Origin of the sequence: Streptomyces sp. NBC_01439 (genome assembly GCF_036227605.1) — a bacterium.
Taxonomy (GTDB): Bacteria; Actinomycetota; Actinomycetes; order Streptomycetales; family Streptomycetaceae; genus Streptomyces.
The window spans coordinates 3,385,884-3,403,769 of record NZ_CP109487.1 but is presented as its reverse complement, the minus strand read 5'-3'; the positions used below and the strand labels follow the sequence as shown (position 1 = coordinate 3,403,769).

19 protein-coding genes are annotated in these 17,886 nt (G+C 71.8%); 12 read left to right on the top strand and 7 right to left on the bottom strand.

All coding sequences use genetic code 11. The features are described 5' to 3' along the window. Positions 1 to 61 precede the first annotated feature (61 nt). A complete protein-coding gene (gene meaB / locus OG207_RS14620; RefSeq protein ID WP_329098987.1) occupies positions 62 to 1,024 on the top strand; it encodes a methylmalonyl Co-A mutase-associated GTPase MeaB in 963 nt (320 codons plus the stop codon). 81 nt (positions 1,025 to 1,105) lie between these two features. Here meaB and OG207_RS14615 read toward each other — a convergent pair whose 3' ends face one another. The 5 genes from OG207_RS14615 to OG207_RS14595 all read right to left on the bottom strand — a co-directional run bounded on the left by OG207_RS14615 (position 1,106) and on the right by OG207_RS14595 (position 4,501). Then, on the bottom strand, positions 1,106 to 1,690 hold the full coding sequence (locus tag OG207_RS14615; protein ID WP_329098986.1) for a PepSY domain-containing protein: 585 nt from the start codon (positions 1,688 to 1,690) through the stop codon (positions 1,106 to 1,108). A gap of 130 nt (positions 1,691 to 1,820) precedes the next feature. Beyond that, entirely contained in the window at positions 1,821 to 2,324 is a 504-nt protein-coding gene (locus tag OG207_RS14610) for a MarR family winged helix-turn-helix transcriptional regulator (protein ID WP_329107631.1), read from the bottom strand. Positions 2,325 to 2,388: 64 nt separating this feature from the next. After that, entirely contained in the window at positions 2,389 to 3,201 is an 813-nt protein-coding gene (locus OG207_RS14605; protein WP_329107629.1) for an AIM24 family protein, read from the bottom strand. Positions 3,202 to 3,212: 11 nt separating this feature from the next. Further along, positions 3,213 to 3,863, bottom strand: a complete 651-nt coding sequence (locus OG207_RS14600; RefSeq protein WP_030009699.1) for an AIM24 family protein — start codon at positions 3,861 to 3,863, stop codon at positions 3,213 to 3,215. Continuing rightward, a complete protein-coding gene (locus tag OG207_RS14595) occupies positions 3,863 to 4,501 on the bottom strand; it encodes an AIM24 family protein (RefSeq protein ID WP_030009698.1) in 639 nt (212 codons plus the stop codon). The genes OG207_RS14600 and OG207_RS14595 overlap by 1 nt, the downstream gene beginning before the upstream one ends. A 197-nt stretch (positions 4,502 to 4,698) precedes the next feature. On the opposite strand from OG207_RS14595, the gene OG207_RS14590 reads away from it, so the two are divergent. The 7 genes from OG207_RS14590 (at position 4,699) to OG207_RS14560 (ending at position 11,457) form a co-directional block, all read left to right on the top strand. Next, positions 4,699 to 5,043, top strand: a complete 345-nt coding sequence (locus OG207_RS14590; protein WP_329098985.1) for a DUF3817 domain-containing protein — start codon at positions 4,699 to 4,701, stop codon at positions 5,041 to 5,043. Beyond that, entirely contained in the window at positions 5,040 to 5,336 is a 297-nt protein-coding gene (locus OG207_RS14585) for an MTH1187 family thiamine-binding protein (protein ID WP_150259427.1), read from the top strand. Before OG207_RS14590 ends, OG207_RS14585 begins: the two co-directional genes overlap by 4 nt. A 175-nt stretch (positions 5,337 to 5,511) precedes the next feature. After that, the gene (locus tag OG207_RS14580; protein WP_329098984.1) at positions 5,512 to 6,210 is read left to right on the top strand and encodes a hypothetical protein; all 699 of its coding nucleotides are present in this window, start codon (positions 5,512 to 5,514) and stop codon (positions 6,208 to 6,210) included. Then, complete coding sequence (locus OG207_RS14575) at positions 6,207 to 6,896, top strand: DUF4166 domain-containing protein (protein ID WP_329098983.1); 690 nt, start codon at positions 6,207 to 6,209, stop codon at positions 6,894 to 6,896. The genes OG207_RS14580 and OG207_RS14575 overlap by 4 nt, the downstream gene beginning before the upstream one ends. After that, complete coding sequence (locus tag OG207_RS14570) at positions 6,893 to 7,522, top strand: TetR/AcrR family transcriptional regulator (protein ID WP_329098982.1); 630 nt, start codon at positions 6,893 to 6,895, stop codon at positions 7,520 to 7,522. Before OG207_RS14575 ends, OG207_RS14570 begins: the two co-directional genes overlap by 4 nt. Before the next feature lie 195 nt (positions 7,523 to 7,717). Beyond that, on the top strand, positions 7,718 to 9,478 hold the full coding sequence (locus OG207_RS14565; RefSeq protein WP_329098981.1) for a glycosyltransferase family 2 protein: 1,761 nt from the start codon (positions 7,718 to 7,720) through the stop codon (positions 9,476 to 9,478). 2 nt (positions 9,479 to 9,480) lie between these two features. Continuing rightward, positions 9,481 to 11,457, top strand: a complete 1,977-nt coding sequence (locus OG207_RS14560; RefSeq protein ID WP_329098980.1) for a kelch motif-containing protein — start codon at positions 9,481 to 9,483, stop codon at positions 11,455 to 11,457. Between the two features lie 48 nt (positions 11,458 to 11,505). Here the strand turns inward: OG207_RS14560 and OG207_RS14555 are convergent, their stop codons facing one another. Further along, a complete protein-coding gene (locus OG207_RS14555; RefSeq protein ID WP_329098979.1) occupies positions 11,506 to 12,546 on the bottom strand; it encodes a glycoside hydrolase family 6 protein in 1,041 nt (346 codons plus the stop codon). 180 nt (positions 12,547 to 12,726) lie between these two features. Continuing rightward, positions 12,727 to 13,725 carry an ArsR/SmtB family transcription factor gene (locus OG207_RS14550; RefSeq protein WP_329098978.1) on the bottom strand — a complete coding sequence of 333 codons (999 nt, stop codon included), beginning with the start codon at positions 13,723 to 13,725 and terminating at the stop codon, positions 12,727 to 12,729. Positions 13,726 to 13,880: 155 nt separating this feature from the next. On the opposite strand from OG207_RS14550, the gene OG207_RS14545 reads away from it, so the two are divergent. The 4 genes from OG207_RS14545 to OG207_RS14530 all read left to right on the top strand — a co-directional run bounded on the left by OG207_RS14545 (position 13,881) and on the right by OG207_RS14530 (position 17,862). Continuing rightward, positions 13,881 to 15,137, top strand: coding sequence for an MFS transporter (locus OG207_RS14545; RefSeq protein WP_329098977.1), 1,257 nt, complete (start codon positions 13,881 to 13,883; stop codon positions 15,135 to 15,137). A 21-nt stretch (positions 15,138 to 15,158) separates the two neighbouring features. Next, the gene (locus tag OG207_RS14540; RefSeq protein WP_202199672.1) at positions 15,159 to 15,665 is read left to right on the top strand and encodes a MarR family winged helix-turn-helix transcriptional regulator; all 507 of its coding nucleotides are present in this window, start codon (positions 15,159 to 15,161) and stop codon (positions 15,663 to 15,665) included. Positions 15,666 to 15,733: 68 nt separating this feature from the next. Continuing rightward, entirely contained in the window at positions 15,734 to 16,063 is a 330-nt protein-coding gene (locus OG207_RS14535) for a DUF3817 domain-containing protein (RefSeq protein WP_329098976.1), read from the top strand. Positions 16,064 to 16,161: 98 nt separating this feature from the next. Next, positions 16,162 to 17,862 carry an acyl-CoA mutase large subunit family protein gene (locus OG207_RS14530; protein WP_329098975.1) on the top strand — a complete coding sequence of 567 codons (1,701 nt, stop codon included), beginning with the start codon at positions 16,162 to 16,164 and terminating at the stop codon, positions 17,860 to 17,862. Positions 17,863 to 17,886 lie beyond the last annotated feature (24 nt).

Below are 17,886 nucleotides of genomic sequence, written 5' to 3'. Positions count from 1 at the left end.
CTCTTCCCCGGGCCCGGTGGCCCGCACGCATCCCGTACGAGAACCGAGGAGCGCAGCACGTATGACGGCGGTGGACGTCCCCCAGCTGGTGGCCCAGGCCCGTGAGGGCCGGCCGAGAGCGGTGGCCCGGCTGATCTCGCTGGTCGAGGGGGCGTCCCCGCAGCTGCGCGAGGTGATGGCCGCGCTGGCCCCGCTGACGGGCGGTGCGTACGTGGTGGGGCTGACGGGGTCGCCGGGCGTCGGCAAGTCGACCTCGACCTCGGCGCTCGTGTCCGCGTACCGCAAGGCCGGCAAGCGGGTCGGCGTCCTCGCCGTCGACCCGTCCTCGCCCTTCTCGGGCGGGGCGCTGCTCGGCGACCGGGTGCGGATGTCGGACCATGCCTCGGACCCCGGGGTCTACATCCGATCCATGGCCACCCGCGGCCACTTGGGCGGGCTCGCCTGGGCCGCCCCGCAGGCGATCCGGGTGCTGGACGCGGCCGGCTGCGAGGTGATCCTGGTCGAGACGGTCGGTGTCGGACAGTCGGAGGTGGAGATCGCCTCGCAGGCCGACACCTCGGTGGTGCTGCTGGCCCCCGGCATGGGGGACGGGATCCAGGCCGCCAAGGCGGGCATTTTGGAGATCGGTGACGTCTACGTGGTCAACAAGGCGGACCGGGACGGCGCGGACGCCACCGCCCGGGAGCTGAACCACATGCTGGGCCTGGGCGAGGCCCGGGGCCGGGACGACTGGCGGCCGCCGATCGTGAAGACGGTCGCGGCCCGCGGCCAGGGCATCGACGAGCTGGTCGAGGCGCTGGAGAAGCACCGGGCGTGGATGGACGAGCGCGGCGTGCTGGCCCAGCGCCGGGCGGCCCGGGCGGGCCGGGAGGTCGAGACGATCGCCGTGACGGCGCTGCGGGCGCGGATGGCGGACGTGCACGGGGACGCGCACCTGGGCGCTCTGGCCGCGAGGGTGGCCGTGGGCGAGCTGGACCCGTACGCGGCGGCGGACGCGCTGCTGACGACGCTGACGGAGGCGTAGGCCAGGCGTAGGACTCGAAACACCGGGCCGGGCCCCGGCAGGGCGCGTGCGGCGCCGCTGCCGGGGCCCGGCCCCGGTGCGTCAGGAGTTCTCGTCCGAGTCCGAATCGGAGTCGGAGTCGGAGTCCGAGTCGGACTGTGCGGTGACCTTGCCGGTCGTGGGGTCCACGGACCCGTTCCACGTCTTGCCGTCGGAACCCTTGACCTCGACGTGCCAGTACGGGGCCTTGCCGTTGTCACCGGAGTCCCATTCGACGGTCCACGTCGTGCCCGGGTGGGCGGCCACGGCGGCCTTGGCGGCCTGTGCCGCGGTGATCTTGGCCGCGATCAGCCCCTTGTGTTCGCCGGGGTTCTCGTCGGTGTCCACGTTCTGCCGGGAGACCTTGCCCGTGGCGGCGTCGACCTCCAGCTCGGCGTGGCCCTTGCCGTCCTTGGTGATCACGTCCACGTGCCAGACGTTGCCGTCGCGGTCGAGGGACTCGACGACGCCGGGGTAGTCCTTCAGTGCGGCGGCGAGGGCTTGCTCGGCCGTGACGTCGGCCTTGGCGGCGGCGGCCGCGGGGGCGGTTCCCGCCAGGTCGGCGGAGACCGCGGCGGCGGTCGCCGCGGGGCCCGCGACCAGCAGGGCCACGGACGCGGCCGCTGAGACGAACACGTTGCGCTTCATGGGCTGGACCTCCTCAGGCCGGCCCACGGACACAGGGCCGGCAGCGAGCGTTCCCCGCCATTGTCGGGCCGATGGCCGTCCGGGGCGCGGCGAGCCCGTGGGGCCCAGCGCTGCCCGGACGGCCCCGGCCTCAGACCTTGCCGCGGTTGTCGCGCAGGTGCTCCGCGACCGGGGTCAGCGAGGCGCGCAGCGCCGCCAGGGCCTCCGGCGGCAGCAGGTCGATGAAGTGCCGGCGGACGGACGCCACGTGGTGCGGGGCGACGCGTCGCATCGTTTCCATGCCCTCGTCCGTGAGCACCGCGAACAGGCCGCGGCGGTCGGACTCGCAGTTCACCCGGCGGACCAGACCGGCCGTCTCCATGCGCGTGATCTGGTGCGACAGCCGGCTCTTGGACTGCAGCGTGGCGGTCGCGAGATCGCTCATCCGCATCCGGTGGTCCTGCGACTCCGAGAGGTTCACGAGGATCTCGTAGTCGTTGTTGGTGAGCCCGAAGGGCTGGAGATCCTTTTCCAGCTGGTGCATCAGCAGCCGGCTGACGTCCAGGTGGGTGCGCCAGGCGCACTGCTCGGCGTCGGTCAGCCAGGGGGTCCCCCCGGGCGGAGTCTGGGGGAGGGCGGCCGTTTCGGTCTCCATGGTCTCCATGAATGAACTCTACCTAAAAAGTTGAATTGCGTACAAAAATCTCAGGTCGGGTGGGTCACAGTCCGAGGCGGCGCTGGAGATCACCCAGCTGCCCCGGCATCCGCGGCACACCCAGCTGCCCCATCGGACCCTGACCGGCCCCGGGAACGCCCTGTGCGTTGCCCGTGGCCGCCCCGGCACCGACCGCGCCGATCGCCTGCTCCGCCATCAGCATCTCCGACGACTGGAGCAGCACCGTCCCCGCACCGACGAACTCGAACTGGTGCTCCTCGCCCGAGCTGCCGCCTATGCCGGTCAGCGAGCGCAGTCCGCCCATCACACCCGTCATGTAGCCGTGATCGTAGTGGTGGCACGGCGAGGGGCAGTCCGCCCAACCCACCAGCGCCTGCGGGTCCACGCGCAGCGGCGGCTCCATGAACACCACCGGTCCGTTGGACGCCGCCACGAACTTCCCGGTTCCGATCAGCGTCAGGAAGCCCGGGACGATCGACTGCTTGAGGGCGAGCGAGGGCTGGTACGCGAGCAGGTTGCCCGACCGGATCGTCAGGTTGCCGTTGTCCAGGTCGTACGAGTTCACGTCGAAGGCCCGGTCGGCCAGCAGCATCTTGCCCGAGCCCTCGGCGACCACCCAGTCACTGGCGTGCAGCGGCGAGTGGAAGCTGGTGCGCAGCAGGCGGTCGAAGCGGCCGTTGCCGATGCCGTTGAACTCGATGTGCCCGTAGTACGAGATCATCTTGCCCTTCTGCAGGAACCACTGGCTCCCCTTGAGCTCCACGCAGAAGGTGTACGCGTTCACGTTGTCGTCGGAGGGCAGCGTGTACGGGTCGTAGACCGTTGGACTGCCAGCGCCGCCCGGTCCGCCGGTCACGGGGCCAAAGTTCACAGCTTCTCCTCGGAGGCCTGTACGTACACCGCGCCCTGGCCGGACAGCTCCAGCTGGAACGCCTCGCCCGAGCCGCGCCCCACCATGTCCCGCCAGCCGAGCGCGGTGGAGAGCTTGTTGCGCACGTCACCGTGGTGGGCGACGTACGCCTGCGGGTCCACGTGGATCGGGCGCTGCGGGGTGATCGGCAGTTCTATGACCCCGCCGTGGGCCATCACGGCGACGGAGCCGTGGCCCTTGAGCGTGGTGGTGAAGAGGCCCTGGCCGGTCACCTGGCCGCGGACCATGCCCATGACCCCGCCCTGGGAGCCCATGAACATCGTGCCCTGCTGGAGGGTGCCGTCGAAGGCGAGCAGCCGGTCGGCCTCGACGTAGAGCGTCTCGCCGGTCAGGTTGATGACCTGGATGTGGTGGCCGCCGTGGCCGAACATCACGGTGCCGCTGCCCTCGACCGCCATCAGCGGGGTTTGCTCGTTCGCCACCCGGCGCCCGATCATGCCCATGACCCCGCCCTGACCGCCCGTCAGGCTCGGGGTGAAGGAGACCTCGCCGCGGTACGCGAGCATGGCGCCGCGCTGGCTGTACATCTTCTGACCCGGGATCACCTGGGCCTCGACCATCTTCGAGTTGATCTCGCGGAACGGCATCAGATGTCGCCCCCGACGGTGTTGCGCTCGCTGGGCTGCACGTAGACCAGGCCCTCGCCCTCGAAGCGGATCTGGAACGCCTCGCCGGAGCCCTCGCCGATGAGTGTGCGGAAGTTCACACCGGACTGGAAGGACTGCTGGAGGTTGCCGGTGTGCGCGATGTACGCACCGGGGTCGACGGACAGCGGGTACTGGGCGCTCACGCGCAGCACCACGGCCGGGCCGTCGGACATGATCGCGGCCTGGCCCGAGCCCTCGACGGTGGTGGTGAACAGGCCGTTGCCCGTCGTCGCACCGCGCAGGCCGGTGAAGGTGGTGCCGGTGCGCAGGCCGGCGTCGGTGCACAGCAGGTTGCTGGACTCGACGTAGAGCTTCTCGCCGCGCAGGTTGACCAGGTTGATCTCGCTCGCGCGGTCGGCGAAGAAGCAGGTGCCGTGCCCCTGCACTTCCATCACTGTCATCTGTTCGCCGGTCAGCCGGCGGGTCACCATGCCGCGGAGGCCTTCGCCGCCGCCGGTCATCTTCTTGAAGGCCATCTGCCCGTCGTACGCGACCATGGAGCCGTTCTTCGCTTTCACGGCGTCCCCGGTCAGGTCGACGGCCAGCACCTTGCTGCCTTGGAGTCGGAACTGAGCCACGGGGAGACGTTATCGGCAGCGGGCGAACCCGAACAGGGCCTCGTGGCTGATATATGCCACACCCAGGAGATATCGGTGCGACCGTACGGGGTACCGGACCTCCCGCGCGGGCCGCGGTGGGGGAGGGGCCGGGTCAAGATCCCGTAAAGCGGCTGAGACACTGGGAAGGACCCTGGCCTCCACCCCGAAGGTTCCACGTGGACATCAAGACCGCCTCCGCCCTGCACCGACTGCGCCTCGTCTCCGTTCCGGAGGCGCTGTCGTTCCCGGCCCTGCTGATCTTCGGTTCGCTGCTGAGCCGGATCTCGGACATCGACTACCTGATGATGCCGCTCGGCGCCATCCACGGGATCCTGTTCGTCCTGTACGCGGTCTTCCTGCTGGACGTCTGGAACAAGGCGAAGTGGCCCTTCAAGAAGGCCCTCCTCTTCTTCGCGCTCGCGCTGGTGCCCTTCGGCGGGTTGTACGGCGACAAGCTCCTCAAGCGCGACGAGGCCGACAGCGTCGTCGCGGCCCGTGCGCGCGAGGCGGCCGACGCATGATCGTCGCGTTCTCGGTCACCCCGCTGGGGGTCGGCGAAGAAGTCGGCGAGTACGTCGCCGACGCGGTGCGGGTGGTCCGCGAGTCCGGGCTGCCGAACCGCACCGACGCGATGTTCACCACCGTGGAAGGCGAGTGGGACGAGGTCATGGACGTGGTCCGGCGTGCGGTGGCGGCCGTCGAGGAACGGGCGCCGCGCGTCTCCTTCATCCTGAAGGCCGACATCCGCCCCGGGGTCCACGACGGGATCACCTCCAAGGTCGAGACGGTGGAGCGGCACCTGGCCGAGGGCTGAGCCGCCCTCACCGGTCCTCGTCCCACCGGTACTTCCGAAAGCGCCCCCGGCCCACAGCGGGCCGGGGGCGCTTTCGCATGCCCCGGGGAGCTGGACGGGCGTGTCTTGAGCGAGCGCTCAACTTCCCCTAAGGTGCCGGTTGAGCGATCGCTCAATTCGCGGCACGGGGGGGGCGATGGGCCTGTACGTCGAGACGCGGATCCGGGTCGGCATGGACGAGCTGTGGGAGCGCAGCCAGGACCCGGCGCAGCACCAGCGGTGGGACCTGCGCTTCACCTCCATCGACCACCTCCCGTGCGCCGAGGGCGAGCCCCAACGGTTCCGGTACGCGACCCGCGTGCTGCCGTTCCTCTCCGTCGAGGGGACCGGGATCTCCGCCGGGGAACGCCACCGGTCCGACGGCAGCCGGGTCTCGGCCCTGCGGTTCGCCTCGGAGCACCCGCTGTCGTTGCTCGCCGAGGGCAGCGGGTACTGGCGCTACGTCCCGGGCCCCGACGGGATCCGCTTCCTCACCGGCTACGACTACCAGCCGCGCTGGGGCCGCTTCGGCGCCCTCGCCGACCGGCTCGTGTTCCGCCCGCTCATGGGCTGGGCCACGGCCTGGTCCTTCGACCGGCTGCGGCTGTGGTGCGAGCGCGGGACCACCCCGGGCCGCGCGCTCGCCCGTGCGATCGGCGAGGGCGCGCTGCGCGTCCTGCTGTCCGTGGCCGCCCTGCTGTACGCGCCGCTACCGGCCGCCCTGCTCGTCCTGGCCGCCGCCCTGCTGCTGCCGCCGCTGCCCGGCACCCCGGCCGCCCGCCGCTGCCTGCGCACCCCGCCCGGCCGCACCCCCGCCCGCGCACCCCGCCTGCTGAGCACCCTGGAGCCGTCGTGACCTCCATCTTCCGGGCCCACATGGGCGCCGCGTTCGACCGCCTGCACCCGCAGATCCAGCGCCGCTTCTCGGTGGGGCTCGCGAGCGGCGAGGGCTGCATCGGCCGCGGCACCATGGAGCGGATCTGGCACGGCCCCGCTTACGTGAAGCCCTTCCTCCGGCTCGGTGGCGTACGGAACATCCTGGTGCCGCACGAGGGACGGAACGTCCCCTTCGTCATCGAGAACCTCCCCTACCTCGACTCCTTCGGGCGCGAGACCGTCACCTTCGTACGGACCTTCCAGCTGCCCGGCGGAGCCCACCGCTTCGACGCCACGATGGTCCACAGCCCCGAACGCGACTGCGTCCTCGACTACCTGGGCACCCACCAGCACCTCGCCAGCGACCTCCACATGAGCGCCGAGCCCGACGGCTCGCTGCTCATCCGCTCCGGCGAACACCGCTTCCGAGAGGGCCGCATCGACGTCCGTGTCCCCGACCTCATCGGCGGCGACGCCGAGGTCCGCGAGTCCTTCGACGAGACCACCGGCCGGTTCCGGATCCGGGTACGGGTGGTCAACCGCCGCTTCGGACCGCTCTTCGGCTACGAGGGCACCTTCACCGCGCAGTACGTCGACGCCCGCGACCGGTGGGCGAGCGGGCTCTGCGGCGACCTGCGCCCGGTCCGCGAGGAGGTCCGGGCATGAGCGCCGCCACCAAGGAGAAGCTGCTCGAAGGGGCCCTGCGCACCGTGGCCGAGCAGGGCATCGCCAAGGCCTCCGCCCGTACCGTCGCGGCCACCGCCGGGGTGGGACAGGGCCTGATCTTCTACCACTTCGGCTCGGTGGACGAGCTGCTCGCCGCGGCCTGCCGGTACGGCGCCGAGCAGCGGGTGGCCCGCTACCGCGACCGGCTCGCCGCCCTGGGCAGCCTCGCCGAGCTGCTGGAGTTCGCCCGCGCCATGCACGAGGAGGAGCGGGCCGCCGGGAACGTCGCCCTGCTCGGGCAGCTACTGGCCGCCGGGCAGACCTCGCCCGTCCTGGCCGCCGCCACCGCCGACGGGCTCGGGCTGTGGATCGCGGAGCTGGAGGAGGTCCTCACCCGGCTGCTGTCGGCGACCCCGCTGGAGGGGTATGCCGACCCGGCCGGGCTGGCCCGGGCCACGGCCGCCTCGTTCATCGGCATCGAGCTGTACGAAGGGGTGGACCCGGGGGGAGCCGGCAGCGCGTTCGCCGCGCTGGAACAGCTCGCCGGGCTGGCCGCCGTGCTGGAGGGCCTCGGCTCCCTGAGCCAGCGCGTGGTGCGCCACGGCCTGCGGCGCGGCACCCGCTGACCCGGGGGTGCCTTGCCAATCGGGTCGGGCTCGCGGTGGCCGCGCCGACCCCGCCGGTCGCGCACGTCACCCGTACGGCCCTGTGGCCCCGGACCTGAGGAAGGACCGCCCGGTCGGCCGATCCCCGTTCGACACGACCGGGTCCGTCACCTTTCGTGGGGGTACAGGCCTCGGGATCGAGCACCGGGAGGGACCGTGGCGCCGGAAGGCTTCGACTACGAGACGCACAGCCGCCTCGCCGGTCCGTTCGCGCAGCCGGCTCCCGGCCCGGGCGGCGTCCACCGGGTGGAGTACCGCTCCCTCCTCTCGCGCGAGGAGGTCCGCACCCGAATACGGGCGATCGCCCTCATGACGCTCGCGCCGGTGGCCGCGGCCGGACTGCTGCTCTACCTGGTCTGGCCCACCCACTGGACCGTCCGGGAGGGCGCCGCCCGCTGGCTGGTCGTCTGCGATGCCATGATGCTCTGCTCCGTCGCGTTGATCATGCTGTTCACGCTGGTGAACGTGGTGTCGATCGCGCACGCCACGATGGCCGCCCGCGACCCCGTCCCCGTACCGCCCGAGCCCGGTACCCGCGTCGCGTTCCTGACGACCTACGTTCCCGGCAAAGAGCCCCTCGCCATGCTGCGGGCCACCCTCCGGGGCGCGCGGCGCGTCCGCCACGACGGGCGGCTGGACGTATGGCTCCTGGACGAGGGCGACGACCCCGAGGCCCGGGCGCTGTGCGCGAAGCTCGGCGTACGGCACTTCACCCGCAGGGGAGTGCCCGAGTGGAACACGAAGAAGGGCCCCCACCGGGCGAAGACCAAGCACGGCAACTACAACGCCTGGCTGGAGCGGCACGGCGACGACTACGAGTTCTTCGCCTCCGTCGACACCGACCACGTCCCCCTCCCGAACTACCTGGAGCGGATGCTCGGCTTCTTCCGCGACCCCGACGTCGCCTTCGTCGTCGGCCCGCAGGTCTACGGCAACTACACCGAGGCCGTCACCAAAGCCGCCGAGTCCCAGCAGTACCTCTTCCACGCCCTGATCCAGCGCGCCGGCAACCGGTACGGCGCCCCCATGTTCGTCGGCACCAACAACACCGTACGGATCAGCGCCCTGCGACAGATCGGCGGGCTCTACGACTCCATCACCGAGGACATGGCCACCGGCTTCGAGCTCCACCGCCGCAAGAACCCCGCCACGGGGCGGTTCTGGCGTTCCGTCTACACCCCCGACGTGCTGGCCGTCGGCGAGGGACCCGCCTCCTGGACCGACCTCTTCACCCAGCAGCTGCGCTGGTCGCGGGGCACCTACGAGACCCTGTTCAAGCAGTACCGCAAGGGCCTCTTCACGATGCCCGCCGGGCGCCGGCTCAACTACACGCTGATGCTCGTCTACTACCCGATGACCGCCGTGAACTGGCTGCTCGGCGTCCTCAGCTGCGCCCTCTTCCTGTGGTTCGGGGCCTCCGGCACCCAGGTCTCCTCCAAGGTCTGGCTGATGCTCTACGCCGACGCGGCCGCCCTCCAGGTGGGCCTCTACCTGTGGAACCGCCGCCACAACGTCTCCCCCCACGAACCGGCCGGCTCCGGAGGTGTCGCGGGCATGGCCCTGTCCGCGGTCTGCGCGCCCGTCTACCTCAGGTCACTCGGCTCGGCGGTGCTGCGCACCGAGGGCCGTTTCGTCGTCACCCCCAAGGGCGGCGACGCCAGCCCCGACCGGCTGATGACCTTCCGCATCCACCTCTTCTGGGCCGCCGTCCTGATCGTCTCGCTCCTGGCGTCCGTCTACTTCGACCACACGCACGTCGCCATGCGCGTCTGGGCGGTGCTGGCGCTGGCCATCGCGCTCGCCCCGGTCGCCGTGTGGTGCATGACGCGCGGCCGGACGGGACCCGGGGGCGCGGCGGACCCGGGCTCCGAGCCGGGTGAGGAGCCGGCGTACGTCCGGGCGACAGGAGGGAACTGAGCATGGACTACCGGCCGTCGAAGAAGTTCAAGAAGACCGCCCTGGGCGCCGCCGCCGTGCTGGTGCTCGTCGCGCTCAACGCGCCCGCCGCGATCTCCTTCGCCGAGGACAAGTACCACGCGTACAAGATCGGGCAGACCAGCTACCGGATCCAGTACGGGTCGTGGGACCTCATCGGGCTCCCCGAGGAGTACCGGATCAACGCCATGCACGCGGCCCTCCTGCACACGGGCAAGGTGCTGCTCATCGCCGGCAGCGGCAACAACCAGAAGAACTTCGACAAGGGAACCTTCGACACCGTCCTGTGGGACCCGAAGGACGACAGCTTCAAGAAGATCCCGACACCGGAGGACTTCTTCTGCGCCGGGCACAGCCAGCTGCCCGACGGGCGGCTGCTGGTGGCCGGTGGCACCGCCCGGTACGAGGTCCTCCACGGGAAGGTCACCCGCGCGGGCGGCCGGATGCGGGTCAAGAACGAGAACCCCGACAAGATCGTCAAGCTGCGCAAGGGCACCCGGTTCCGCTCTCCGTCCGGGGTGGAGTACGAGGCGAAGTTCGACGTGGTCGTGCCGAAGGCCGAGAAGAAGTTCGAGATCACCTACGGGCGCGGCGGGCAGGTCATGCCGTGGCGCACCACCGTGGTCGCCGCCGAGTCGCGGGTCTTCGTGGAGGCGGTGAAGCCCGGCGCCGAGGGGCTGACGACGGAGGCCGCGCAGTACGAGGTGGTCGGGCTGACCGGCAAGGACGCCGACAACGTCTACGGGCTCGCGGAGCGGCTGAGCGCCGACAAGCAGGACTTCCAGGGCATCAAGTCGGCGTACGAGTTCGACCCGGTGGCGGAGAAGTACCTGCGCGTCGACCCGATGAGCGACGCCCGCTGGTACCCGACCCTCGTGACCCTGGAGGACGGGCGGGTGCTCGCGGTCTCCGGGCTCAACGACGTGGGCGACGTGGTGCCCGGCGACAACGAGTACTACGACCCGCGGACGAAGAAGTGGTCCAAGGCCCCCTTCCACTACTTCCCGACCTATCCCGCGCTCTTCCTGATGCAGAGCGGCAAGCTCCTCTACACCGGCTCCAACGCGGGCTACGGTCCGAAGACCAAGGGGCGCGAGCCGGGCGTGTGGGACCTTGCGACCAACGAGTTCAAGAAGGTGGGCGGGCTCGCGGAGCCGGACCGGCTGGAGACCTCCGCCTCGCTCCTGCTGCCGCCCGCCCAGGAGCAGAAGGTGATGGTCCTCGGCGGCGGCGGGGTCGGCGAGTCCAAGCTCTCCTCCAGCCGGACCGCGATCGTGGACCTGAAGGAGGAGAATCCGGTCTTCCGGTCCTCGGCGCGGCTGCCGCGCGCCACCCGCTACCTGAGCAGCGTGCTGTTGCCGGACGACTCGGTCTTCACCACGGGCGGCTCCGCCGACTACCGCGGCCGCGGCGCCAGCGACATCCACAAGGCGCAGTTCTACTTCCCGCGCACCGACTCCTTCGTGGCCGCAGCCGATCCGACCGTGGGCCGCAACTACCACTCCGAGGCGCTGCTGCTGCCCGACGGGCGCGTGGCGACCTTCGGCTCGGACCCGCTCTTCGCCGACAAGGACAACACCAGGCTCGGGAAGTTCGAGCACCGGCTGGAGGTGTACTCGCCCCCGTACCTCTACCGCGGCGAGGACCGGCGGCCCGTCCTGGGCGAGGGGCCGAAGGAGTTCGACGCGGACGGGCGGGCCACCTTCGCCGCCGCGCACCCGGAGCGGATCGAGCGGGCCCGCCTGATGCGGCCGAGCGCGGTCACGCACACCACGGACGTGGAACAGCGCTCGATCGAACTCGGGCTGACCAAGACGGACGACTCGGTCACGGTCGAGGTGCCGCAGGATCCGACGCTGGTGCCGCCGGGCTGGTACATGCTGTTCGTGACCGATGGCGACGGGACGCCCTCGGTGGCGAAGTGGCTCCGGGTCGAGGCCCCGCAGCCGGCGGCCCCGTAGGAGCTGTCCGGCCGGTCGCGCAGGGCCCGACCGACGGGACACCCCCCGTCATTCCCTGGCGCGGCGGGCCAGCCCCAGGGCGTAGTCCGGCCACCAGGTGCCGGCGGACGGGCCGCCGCGGCAGGTCCCGTCGGACTCGCCGGGCCGCTTGACCCAGAGGTACGCGTCGACGAGCGGGTCGCCCGTCTTGTCGGTCGGCGGCGCCCCGAGCGCCCGGCCCGGCGGATTGCACCAGGCCTGGGTGCGGTTGCCGGGCAGCGGGCCGTCGCCGTTGCGGCTGGTGTCGATGACGAAGTGCTTGCCGCTGGTGCCCTTGGAGATCTTGGCGCCGTAGGCCCGGGCGGCCGCGTCGGGCTGGAAGTTGGAGACGTTGAGGGCGAAGCCGTCGGCGCGGTCGAGGCCCGCCTTGAAGAGCGGGTCGACCAGGTCCATGGGGTTGGGGATCCAGGCCGGGTTGCCGGCGTCCAGATAGACCTTGGTGTTGGGGTTCTTCTTCAACCGGTCGACGGCCTCGGAGAGCAGCTGGTAGCGCTCGGCGTGGTGCTCGGGCCGGGTGCAGCCGTCGATGATGTGCGCGATGGCGTCCGGCTCCAGGACGACGACGGCCTTGGTGTCCTCGATGTTGTCGGCGAAGGCGCCGATCCAACTGCGGTAGGCCCGGGCGTCGGGGGCGCCGCCTGCCGAGTGCTGACCGCAGTCCCGGTAGGGGATGTTGTACGCGGCGAGCAGCAGGGTCCGCCCGGTGGCCCGGGCTCCCGCCCTGGCCCGGCGGATCTCGGGGCCGGGGTCGCCGCCGGGTCCCCACAGGGTGAGAGGGCGGTCCGCGATCCTGCGCAGCACCTGGGCGTCGCTGTTGCGGCCCGCCGCCTCCCAGGCCGCGACCTGCCGGGCGGCGTCGCTGTGCGGGTCCACCCAGAACGGGGACTCCTCGGCCGCGACGATGGCGGAGGGCGCCGCGGGCGTGACGGCGGGGGTCCCCGGCTCGGGTGCGGGCTCGCCGCCGCAGGCGGGGGCCGCGGCGAGGAGCGCGAGGAGGCCGAGGACGGGGGCGGTGGTGCGAAAACGCGGCCTGTGAGCGGCGGGGGGCATCCGGCTTCCTCGGGACGAAGGGTCGGGCAGCGGAGCGAGATACCGGGATATGTTGACATGTCGGATAGTTGGCATGGCTGTGCGACACCGGCGGCAGGTGCGGGCGGGCCGAGCCGGCCGGGCAGGGCGGACGAGCCGGCCGGGTAGGGCGGACGAGGTCGCCGAGCTGGTCGGCCGGGCTCAGGGGGCCGGGTCGCCCGTGGTGAGCGCGATCGCCAGCGGGGTGCGCTCGTAGCGGACCTGGCGGCCGTGGCGTGCGGAGATGAGCAGCCCCGCCGCCCGCAGGACCCCCAGATGGGCCGAGACCGTGGACGGGGCCAGACCGAGCCGGTGGGCCAGCGCCGTGGTGGAGGCCGGTTCCTCCAGCGCGCACAGCACCTCGGCCCGGGCCCGGCCCAGCAGCTGGGCGAGCACGTCCGGGGTGTTCTCCCGGGCCGGGGTCCACAGAGCGCCGATGCCGCGGGCCGGGTAGACGATGGTGGGCTGCCAGGGCGCGTCGAAACCGCCCGCGATCCCCGGCCAGATGAAGGCGCTCGGCATCAGGAGCAGTCCCCGGCCGCCCAGGACGCGCTCGTGGTGACTGGTGGGCCGGTCGATGGTCAGGGTCAGGGAGGCGGCGTCCCAGGAGAGGCTCGGGTGCAGCCCGTCGAAGAGGGACTGCAGACCGCCGGCCGCGAGGCGGCGCGAGTGGAAGAGGATGTCCGCCTCCAGCAGGGCCCGCAGCCGCGGCCAGTGCGGCTCGATCAGCACGCTCCAGGACCGTTCCAGCAGATCGGCCAGGTCCCGCACGGCCCGGGCCGGATCGGCCAGCAGCGACCGGCCCAGGTCGCTGTCGAGGGCGCCCGGTGTACAGGCCAGCGACTGGCGGATGTCCTCGCGCGCCAGGTCCGGATCCGCCCCGCGGATCAGCGCGATCTCCTCCTCGAAGGAGACCCCGGGGCCGCTGGGCGGCGGGCCGATGAAGTCCGCGCTGTGCCCGTGGTGCGGCATCAGCAGCCACAGCGGCCGCAGGTCCAGCCCGTCGGCTGCGGCGCGGATCCGCCGCAGCCAGGGCAGGTGGTAGCCCTGCCGGTCCGGGCGGTTCAGGGTGCGGACCGCCTCCTGCGTCTCCCATGCGGGCGAGAGCGCGAAGCGGCACCGCAGCAGGTCCTCGTGCCCGAAGTAGTGGTGCAACCCCATCCCGGCGCTCCCTCCCCTTCCCCGTCCCGCGCGATGCCGGTGCCGCCCACGACGCCGGTGCCGACGATGTTGCCGGCGACGTGAGGACTCTGCACCACCATTCGGCCCCAGCCGAATCTCTGGGGCGCGGGCCCCGGGCCCGGGACGCTGGGCCCATGCCAACCGACACCCAGGCGCCCGGGCGGTCCGTACCGCCACCGGGCTACCGCTCCGTGTTCCGGGTCCGTGAGTTCCGGACCGTCTTCGCCGCCCACCTGCTGTCCGTGTTCGGCGTGGTCGTCGCCGAGATCTCGCTGTCCGTCCTCGTCTACCGCACCACCGGCTCGCCCCTGATGAGCGCGCTGACCTTCGCCCTCGGCTTCCTCCCGTACGTCCTCGGCGGCACCCTGCTCGCCGGGATCGCCGACCGCCACCCCGCCCGCCGGGTGCTCGTCGCCTGCGACCTCGTCTGCGCGCTCTGCGCGGCCGCCATGGTGGCGCCGGGCACGCCCGTCGCCGTGCTCCTCGTACTGCGCTGCGCGATGGCCTTCGTGGCGCCGCTGTTCCAGGGCACGCGCAACGCCTCCCTCGCCGACGTCCTCGGCACCGGCGACGCCTTCGTCCTGGGCCGCTCGCTGCTGCGCATGGTGGCCCAGAGCGCCCAGCTCATCGGGTTCGGCCTCGGCGGGCTGCTGCTCACCGCGCTCGCGCCGCGCGCGGCCATCGCCCTCACCGCCGCCGGCTTCCTCGGCTCCGCGCTGCTGCTGAGGCTGGGCACGCGCAGCCGCCCCGCCCGCAGCGGCGCCCGAACCTCCCCGCTCGCCGGACTGCGCGCCGTCCTCGGCCGGCGCCGGCTGCGCGCGCTGATGCTGCTGTTCTGGCTGCCGCCCGTCTTCCTCGTCGCCCCGGAGGCGCTGCTCGCTCCGTACGCGGACGGCATCGGCGTCGGCACCGCCGCCCTCGGCCTGATGATGTGCGCCCTGCCCGTCGGCACCATCGTCGGGGAGCTCTGGGCCGGCTCGGCCCTCACCGCCCCCGCGCGATCGAGGATCGTGGTGCCGCTCGCGGCCGCCGGGCTGCTGCCGCTCCTGCTCTTCGCCGTCCGGCCGGGCCTGCCCGTGGTCCTCGCCGCCCTGCTGCTCGCCGGGCTGGCCCACGCCTACACCCTCGGGCTGGACCAGTGGTACGTCGAAGCCGTTCCCGACGAGCTGCGAGGCCGGGCGATGACGCTGCTCAGCACCGGCCTGATGACCCTCCAGGGGGTCGGCATGGCCCTGGCCGGCCTCGCCGCCGAATTCCGCCCGGTGCACGAGGTCGTCACCGGAGCCGGGCTCCTCGGTACGGGGGTCGTCCTGCTGCTCCTGGCCGAACTCCGGGCGGCCGCCCGGCAGGAGGAACGACTGAGGGGTGAGACGGCCCCCGCGGTGAAGTGACCTCCCGGTAGGGTCGGACGCGTGCCCAAGCCGCTCAGCCTTCCCTTCGACCCCATCGCCCGCGCCGACGAGCTCTGGCAGCAGCGCTGGGGACCCGTGCCCTCGATGGCCGCGATCACCTCGATCATGCGCGCGCAGCAGATCCTGCTCGGTGAGGTCGACGCGGTCGTCAAGCCGTACGGGCTGACCTTCGCCCGGTACGAGGCGCTGGTGCTGCTCACCTTCTCCAAGGCCGGCGAACTGCCGATGTCCAAGATCGGCGAGCGGCTGATGGTCCACCCGACGTCGGTGACCAACACGGTGGACCGGCTGGTGAAGTCCGGACTGGTCGCCAAGCGGCCCAACCCGAACGACGGCCGCGGCACCCTCGCCTCCATCACGGAGAAGGGCCGCGAGGTCGTCGAGGCCGCCACGAAGGACCTGATGGCCGTCGACTTCGGCCTGGGCGCGTACGACGCCGAGGAGTGCGGGGAGATCTTCGCGCTGCTGCGCCCGCTGCGGGTGGCCGCGGCGGACTTCCAGGAGTAGCCCGGGCCGGAGGCCGGGGCCCGGGGCCGCGTCAAGATCGAGCAAAACGGACGGCTAGGCTCGTCGGCATGAAACGAAGCGTGCTGACCCGCTACCGCGTCATGGCCTACGTGACCGCGGTCATGCTCCTGATCCTCTGTGCCTGCATGGTGGCGAAGTACGGCTTCGACACCGGCGCCGACCTGACCTTCGTGGTCTCGCAGGCCCACGGTGTGCTCTTCATGATCTATCTGGTCTTCGCCTTCGACCTGAGCTCCAAGGCCAGGTGGCCCTTCGGCAAGATGCTCTGGGTCATGCTCAGCGGAACGATTCCGGTGGCCGCCTTCTTCGTCGAGCGCAAGATCCGCGCCGAGGTCGAGCCGCTGGTCAGCGACTCGCTCGCGACCGCCAAGGCCTGATCGCCGCCGCGCAGGAGGCGAGCGTCACCCACCCCCGGGGCGAGTCCCCGGGGGTTTGCCATCGACATTTACTAGGACGTCCTAGTAAATTCGTGGGTATGGACGCTGACGCCATCGAGGAAGGCCGCCGTCGCTGGCAGGCCCGCTATGACAAGGCCCGCAAGCGCGAGGCAGACTTCACCACGCTCTCCGGCGACGAGGTCGAGCCGGTCTACGGACCCCGGCCCGGCGACGCGTACGAGGGCTTCGAGCGCATCGGGTGGCCGGGCGAGTACCCGTACACCCGCGGGCTCCACGCCACCGGCTACCGCGGGCGGACCTGGACCATCCGGCAGTTCGCCGGGTTCGGGAACGCCGAGCAGACCAACGAGCGCTACAAGATGATCCTCGCCGCCGGCGGCGGCGGGCTCTCGGTCGCCTTCGACATGCCGACCCTCATGGGGCGCGACTCCGACGACCCCCGCTCCCTCGGCGAGGTCGGGCACTGCGGGGTCGCCATCGACTCCGCCGCCGACATGGAGGTCCTGTTCAAGGACATCCCGCTCGGTGACGTCACGACCTCGATGACGATCTCCGGCCCGGCCGTCCCCGCCTTCTGCATGTACCTGGTCGCCGCCGAGCGGCAGGGCGTGGACCCCGCCGTCCTCAACGGCACGCTCCAGACCGACATCTTCAAGGAGTACATCGCCCAGAAGGAGTGGCTCTTCGAACCGGAGCCGCACCTGCGCCTCATCGGCGACCTCATGGAGTACTGCACGAAGGGCATTCCGGCCTACAAGCCGCTGTCCGTCTCCGGCTACCACATCCGCGAGGCCGGGGCCACGGCCGCGCAGGAGCTCGCGTACACCCTCGCCGACGGCTTCGGCTACGTGGAGCTGGGCCTCTCGCGCGGGATGGACGTCGACGCCTTCGCGCCCGGCCTCTCCTTCTTCTTCGACGCGCACCTCGACTTCTTCGAGGAGATCGCCAAGTTCCGCGCCGCACGCCGGATCTGGGCCCGCTGGATGAAGGAGGTCTACGGGGCGAAGAGCGAGAAGTCCATGTGGCTGCGCTTCCACACCCAGACCGCCGGTGTCTCGCTGACCGCGCAGCAGCCGTACAACAACGTCGTGCGCACCGCCGTGGAGGCCCTGGCGGCCGTGCTCGGCGGCACGAACTCGCTGCACACCAACGCCCTCGACGAGACCCTCGCCCTGCCGAGCGAGCAGGCGGCCGAGATCGCCCTGCGCACGCAGCAGGTGCTGATGGAGGAGACGGGCGTGGCCAACGTGGCGGACCCGCTGGGCGGCTCCTGGTTCGTGGAGCAGCTCACCGACCGCATCGAGGCCGAGGCCGAGAAGATCTTCGAGCAGATCAAGGAGCGCGGTCTGCGCGCCCACCCCGACGGGCAGCACCCGATCGGGCCGATCACCTCGGGCATCCTGCGCGGCATCGAGGACGGCTGGTTCACCGGCGAGATCGCCGAATCGGCCTTCCAGTACCAGCGGTCGCTGGAGAAGGGCGACAAGCGCGTCGTCGGCGTCAACGTGCACCACGGGTCGGTCACGGGTGACCTGGAGATCCTCCGGGTCAGCCACGAGGTGGAGACCGTCCAGGTGCGGGAGCTGGCGGCCCGCAAGGCCCGCCGCGACGACGCCAAGGTCGACGCGGCGCTGAAGACGATGCTGGACGCCGCCCGGGACGGGACGAACATGATCCCGGCCATGCTGGACGCGGTGCGGGCCGAGGCCACGATGGGCGAGATCTGCAACGTCCTGCGCGACGAGTGGGGCACGTACACCGAGCCGCCGGGCTTCTAGGTCCGGCGGGGTGAGACGGCCGGT

Excerpts from the sequence above, each read along its gene's own strand:
- meaB (WP_329098987.1), top strand. The coding sequence starts at position 62 with ATGACGGCGGTGGACGTCCCCCAGCTGGTGGCCCAGGCCCGTGAGGGC.
- OG207_RS14615 (WP_329098986.1), bottom strand. The coding sequence starts at position 1,690 with ATGAAGCGCAACGTGTTCGTCTCAGCGGCCGCGTCCGTGGCCCTGCTG.
- OG207_RS14610 (WP_329107631.1), bottom strand. The coding sequence starts at position 2,324 with ATGGAGACCGAAACGGCCGCCCTCCCCCAGACTCCGCCCGGGGGGACC.
- OG207_RS14600 (WP_030009699.1), bottom strand. The coding sequence starts at position 3,863 with ATGCCGTTCCGCGAGATCAACTCGAAGATGGTCGAGGCCCAGGTGATC.
- OG207_RS14585 (WP_150259427.1), top strand. The coding sequence starts at position 5,040 with ATGATCGTCGCGTTCTCGGTCACCCCGCTGGGGGTCGGCGAAGAAGTC.
- OG207_RS14580 (WP_329098984.1), top strand. The coding sequence starts at position 5,512 with ATGGGCCTGTACGTCGAGACGCGGATCCGGGTCGGCATGGACGAGCTG.
- OG207_RS14570 (WP_329098982.1), top strand. The coding sequence starts at position 6,893 with ATGAGCGCCGCCACCAAGGAGAAGCTGCTCGAAGGGGCCCTGCGCACC.
- OG207_RS14560 (WP_329098980.1), top strand. The coding sequence starts at position 9,481 with ATGGACTACCGGCCGTCGAAGAAGTTCAAGAAGACCGCCCTGGGCGCC.
- OG207_RS14555 (WP_329098979.1), bottom strand. The coding sequence starts at position 12,546 with ATGCCCCCCGCCGCTCACAGGCCGCGTTTTCGCACCACCGCCCCCGTC.
- OG207_RS14550 (WP_329098978.1), bottom strand. The coding sequence starts at position 13,725 with ATGGGGTTGCACCACTACTTCGGGCACGAGGACCTGCTGCGGTGCCGC.
- OG207_RS14545 (WP_329098977.1), top strand. The coding sequence starts at position 13,881 with ATGCCAACCGACACCCAGGCGCCCGGGCGGTCCGTACCGCCACCGGGC.
- OG207_RS14535 (WP_329098976.1), top strand. The coding sequence starts at position 15,734 with ATGAAACGAAGCGTGCTGACCCGCTACCGCGTCATGGCCTACGTGACC.
- OG207_RS14530 (WP_329098975.1), top strand. The coding sequence starts at position 16,162 with ATGGACGCTGACGCCATCGAGGAAGGCCGCCGTCGCTGGCAGGCCCGC.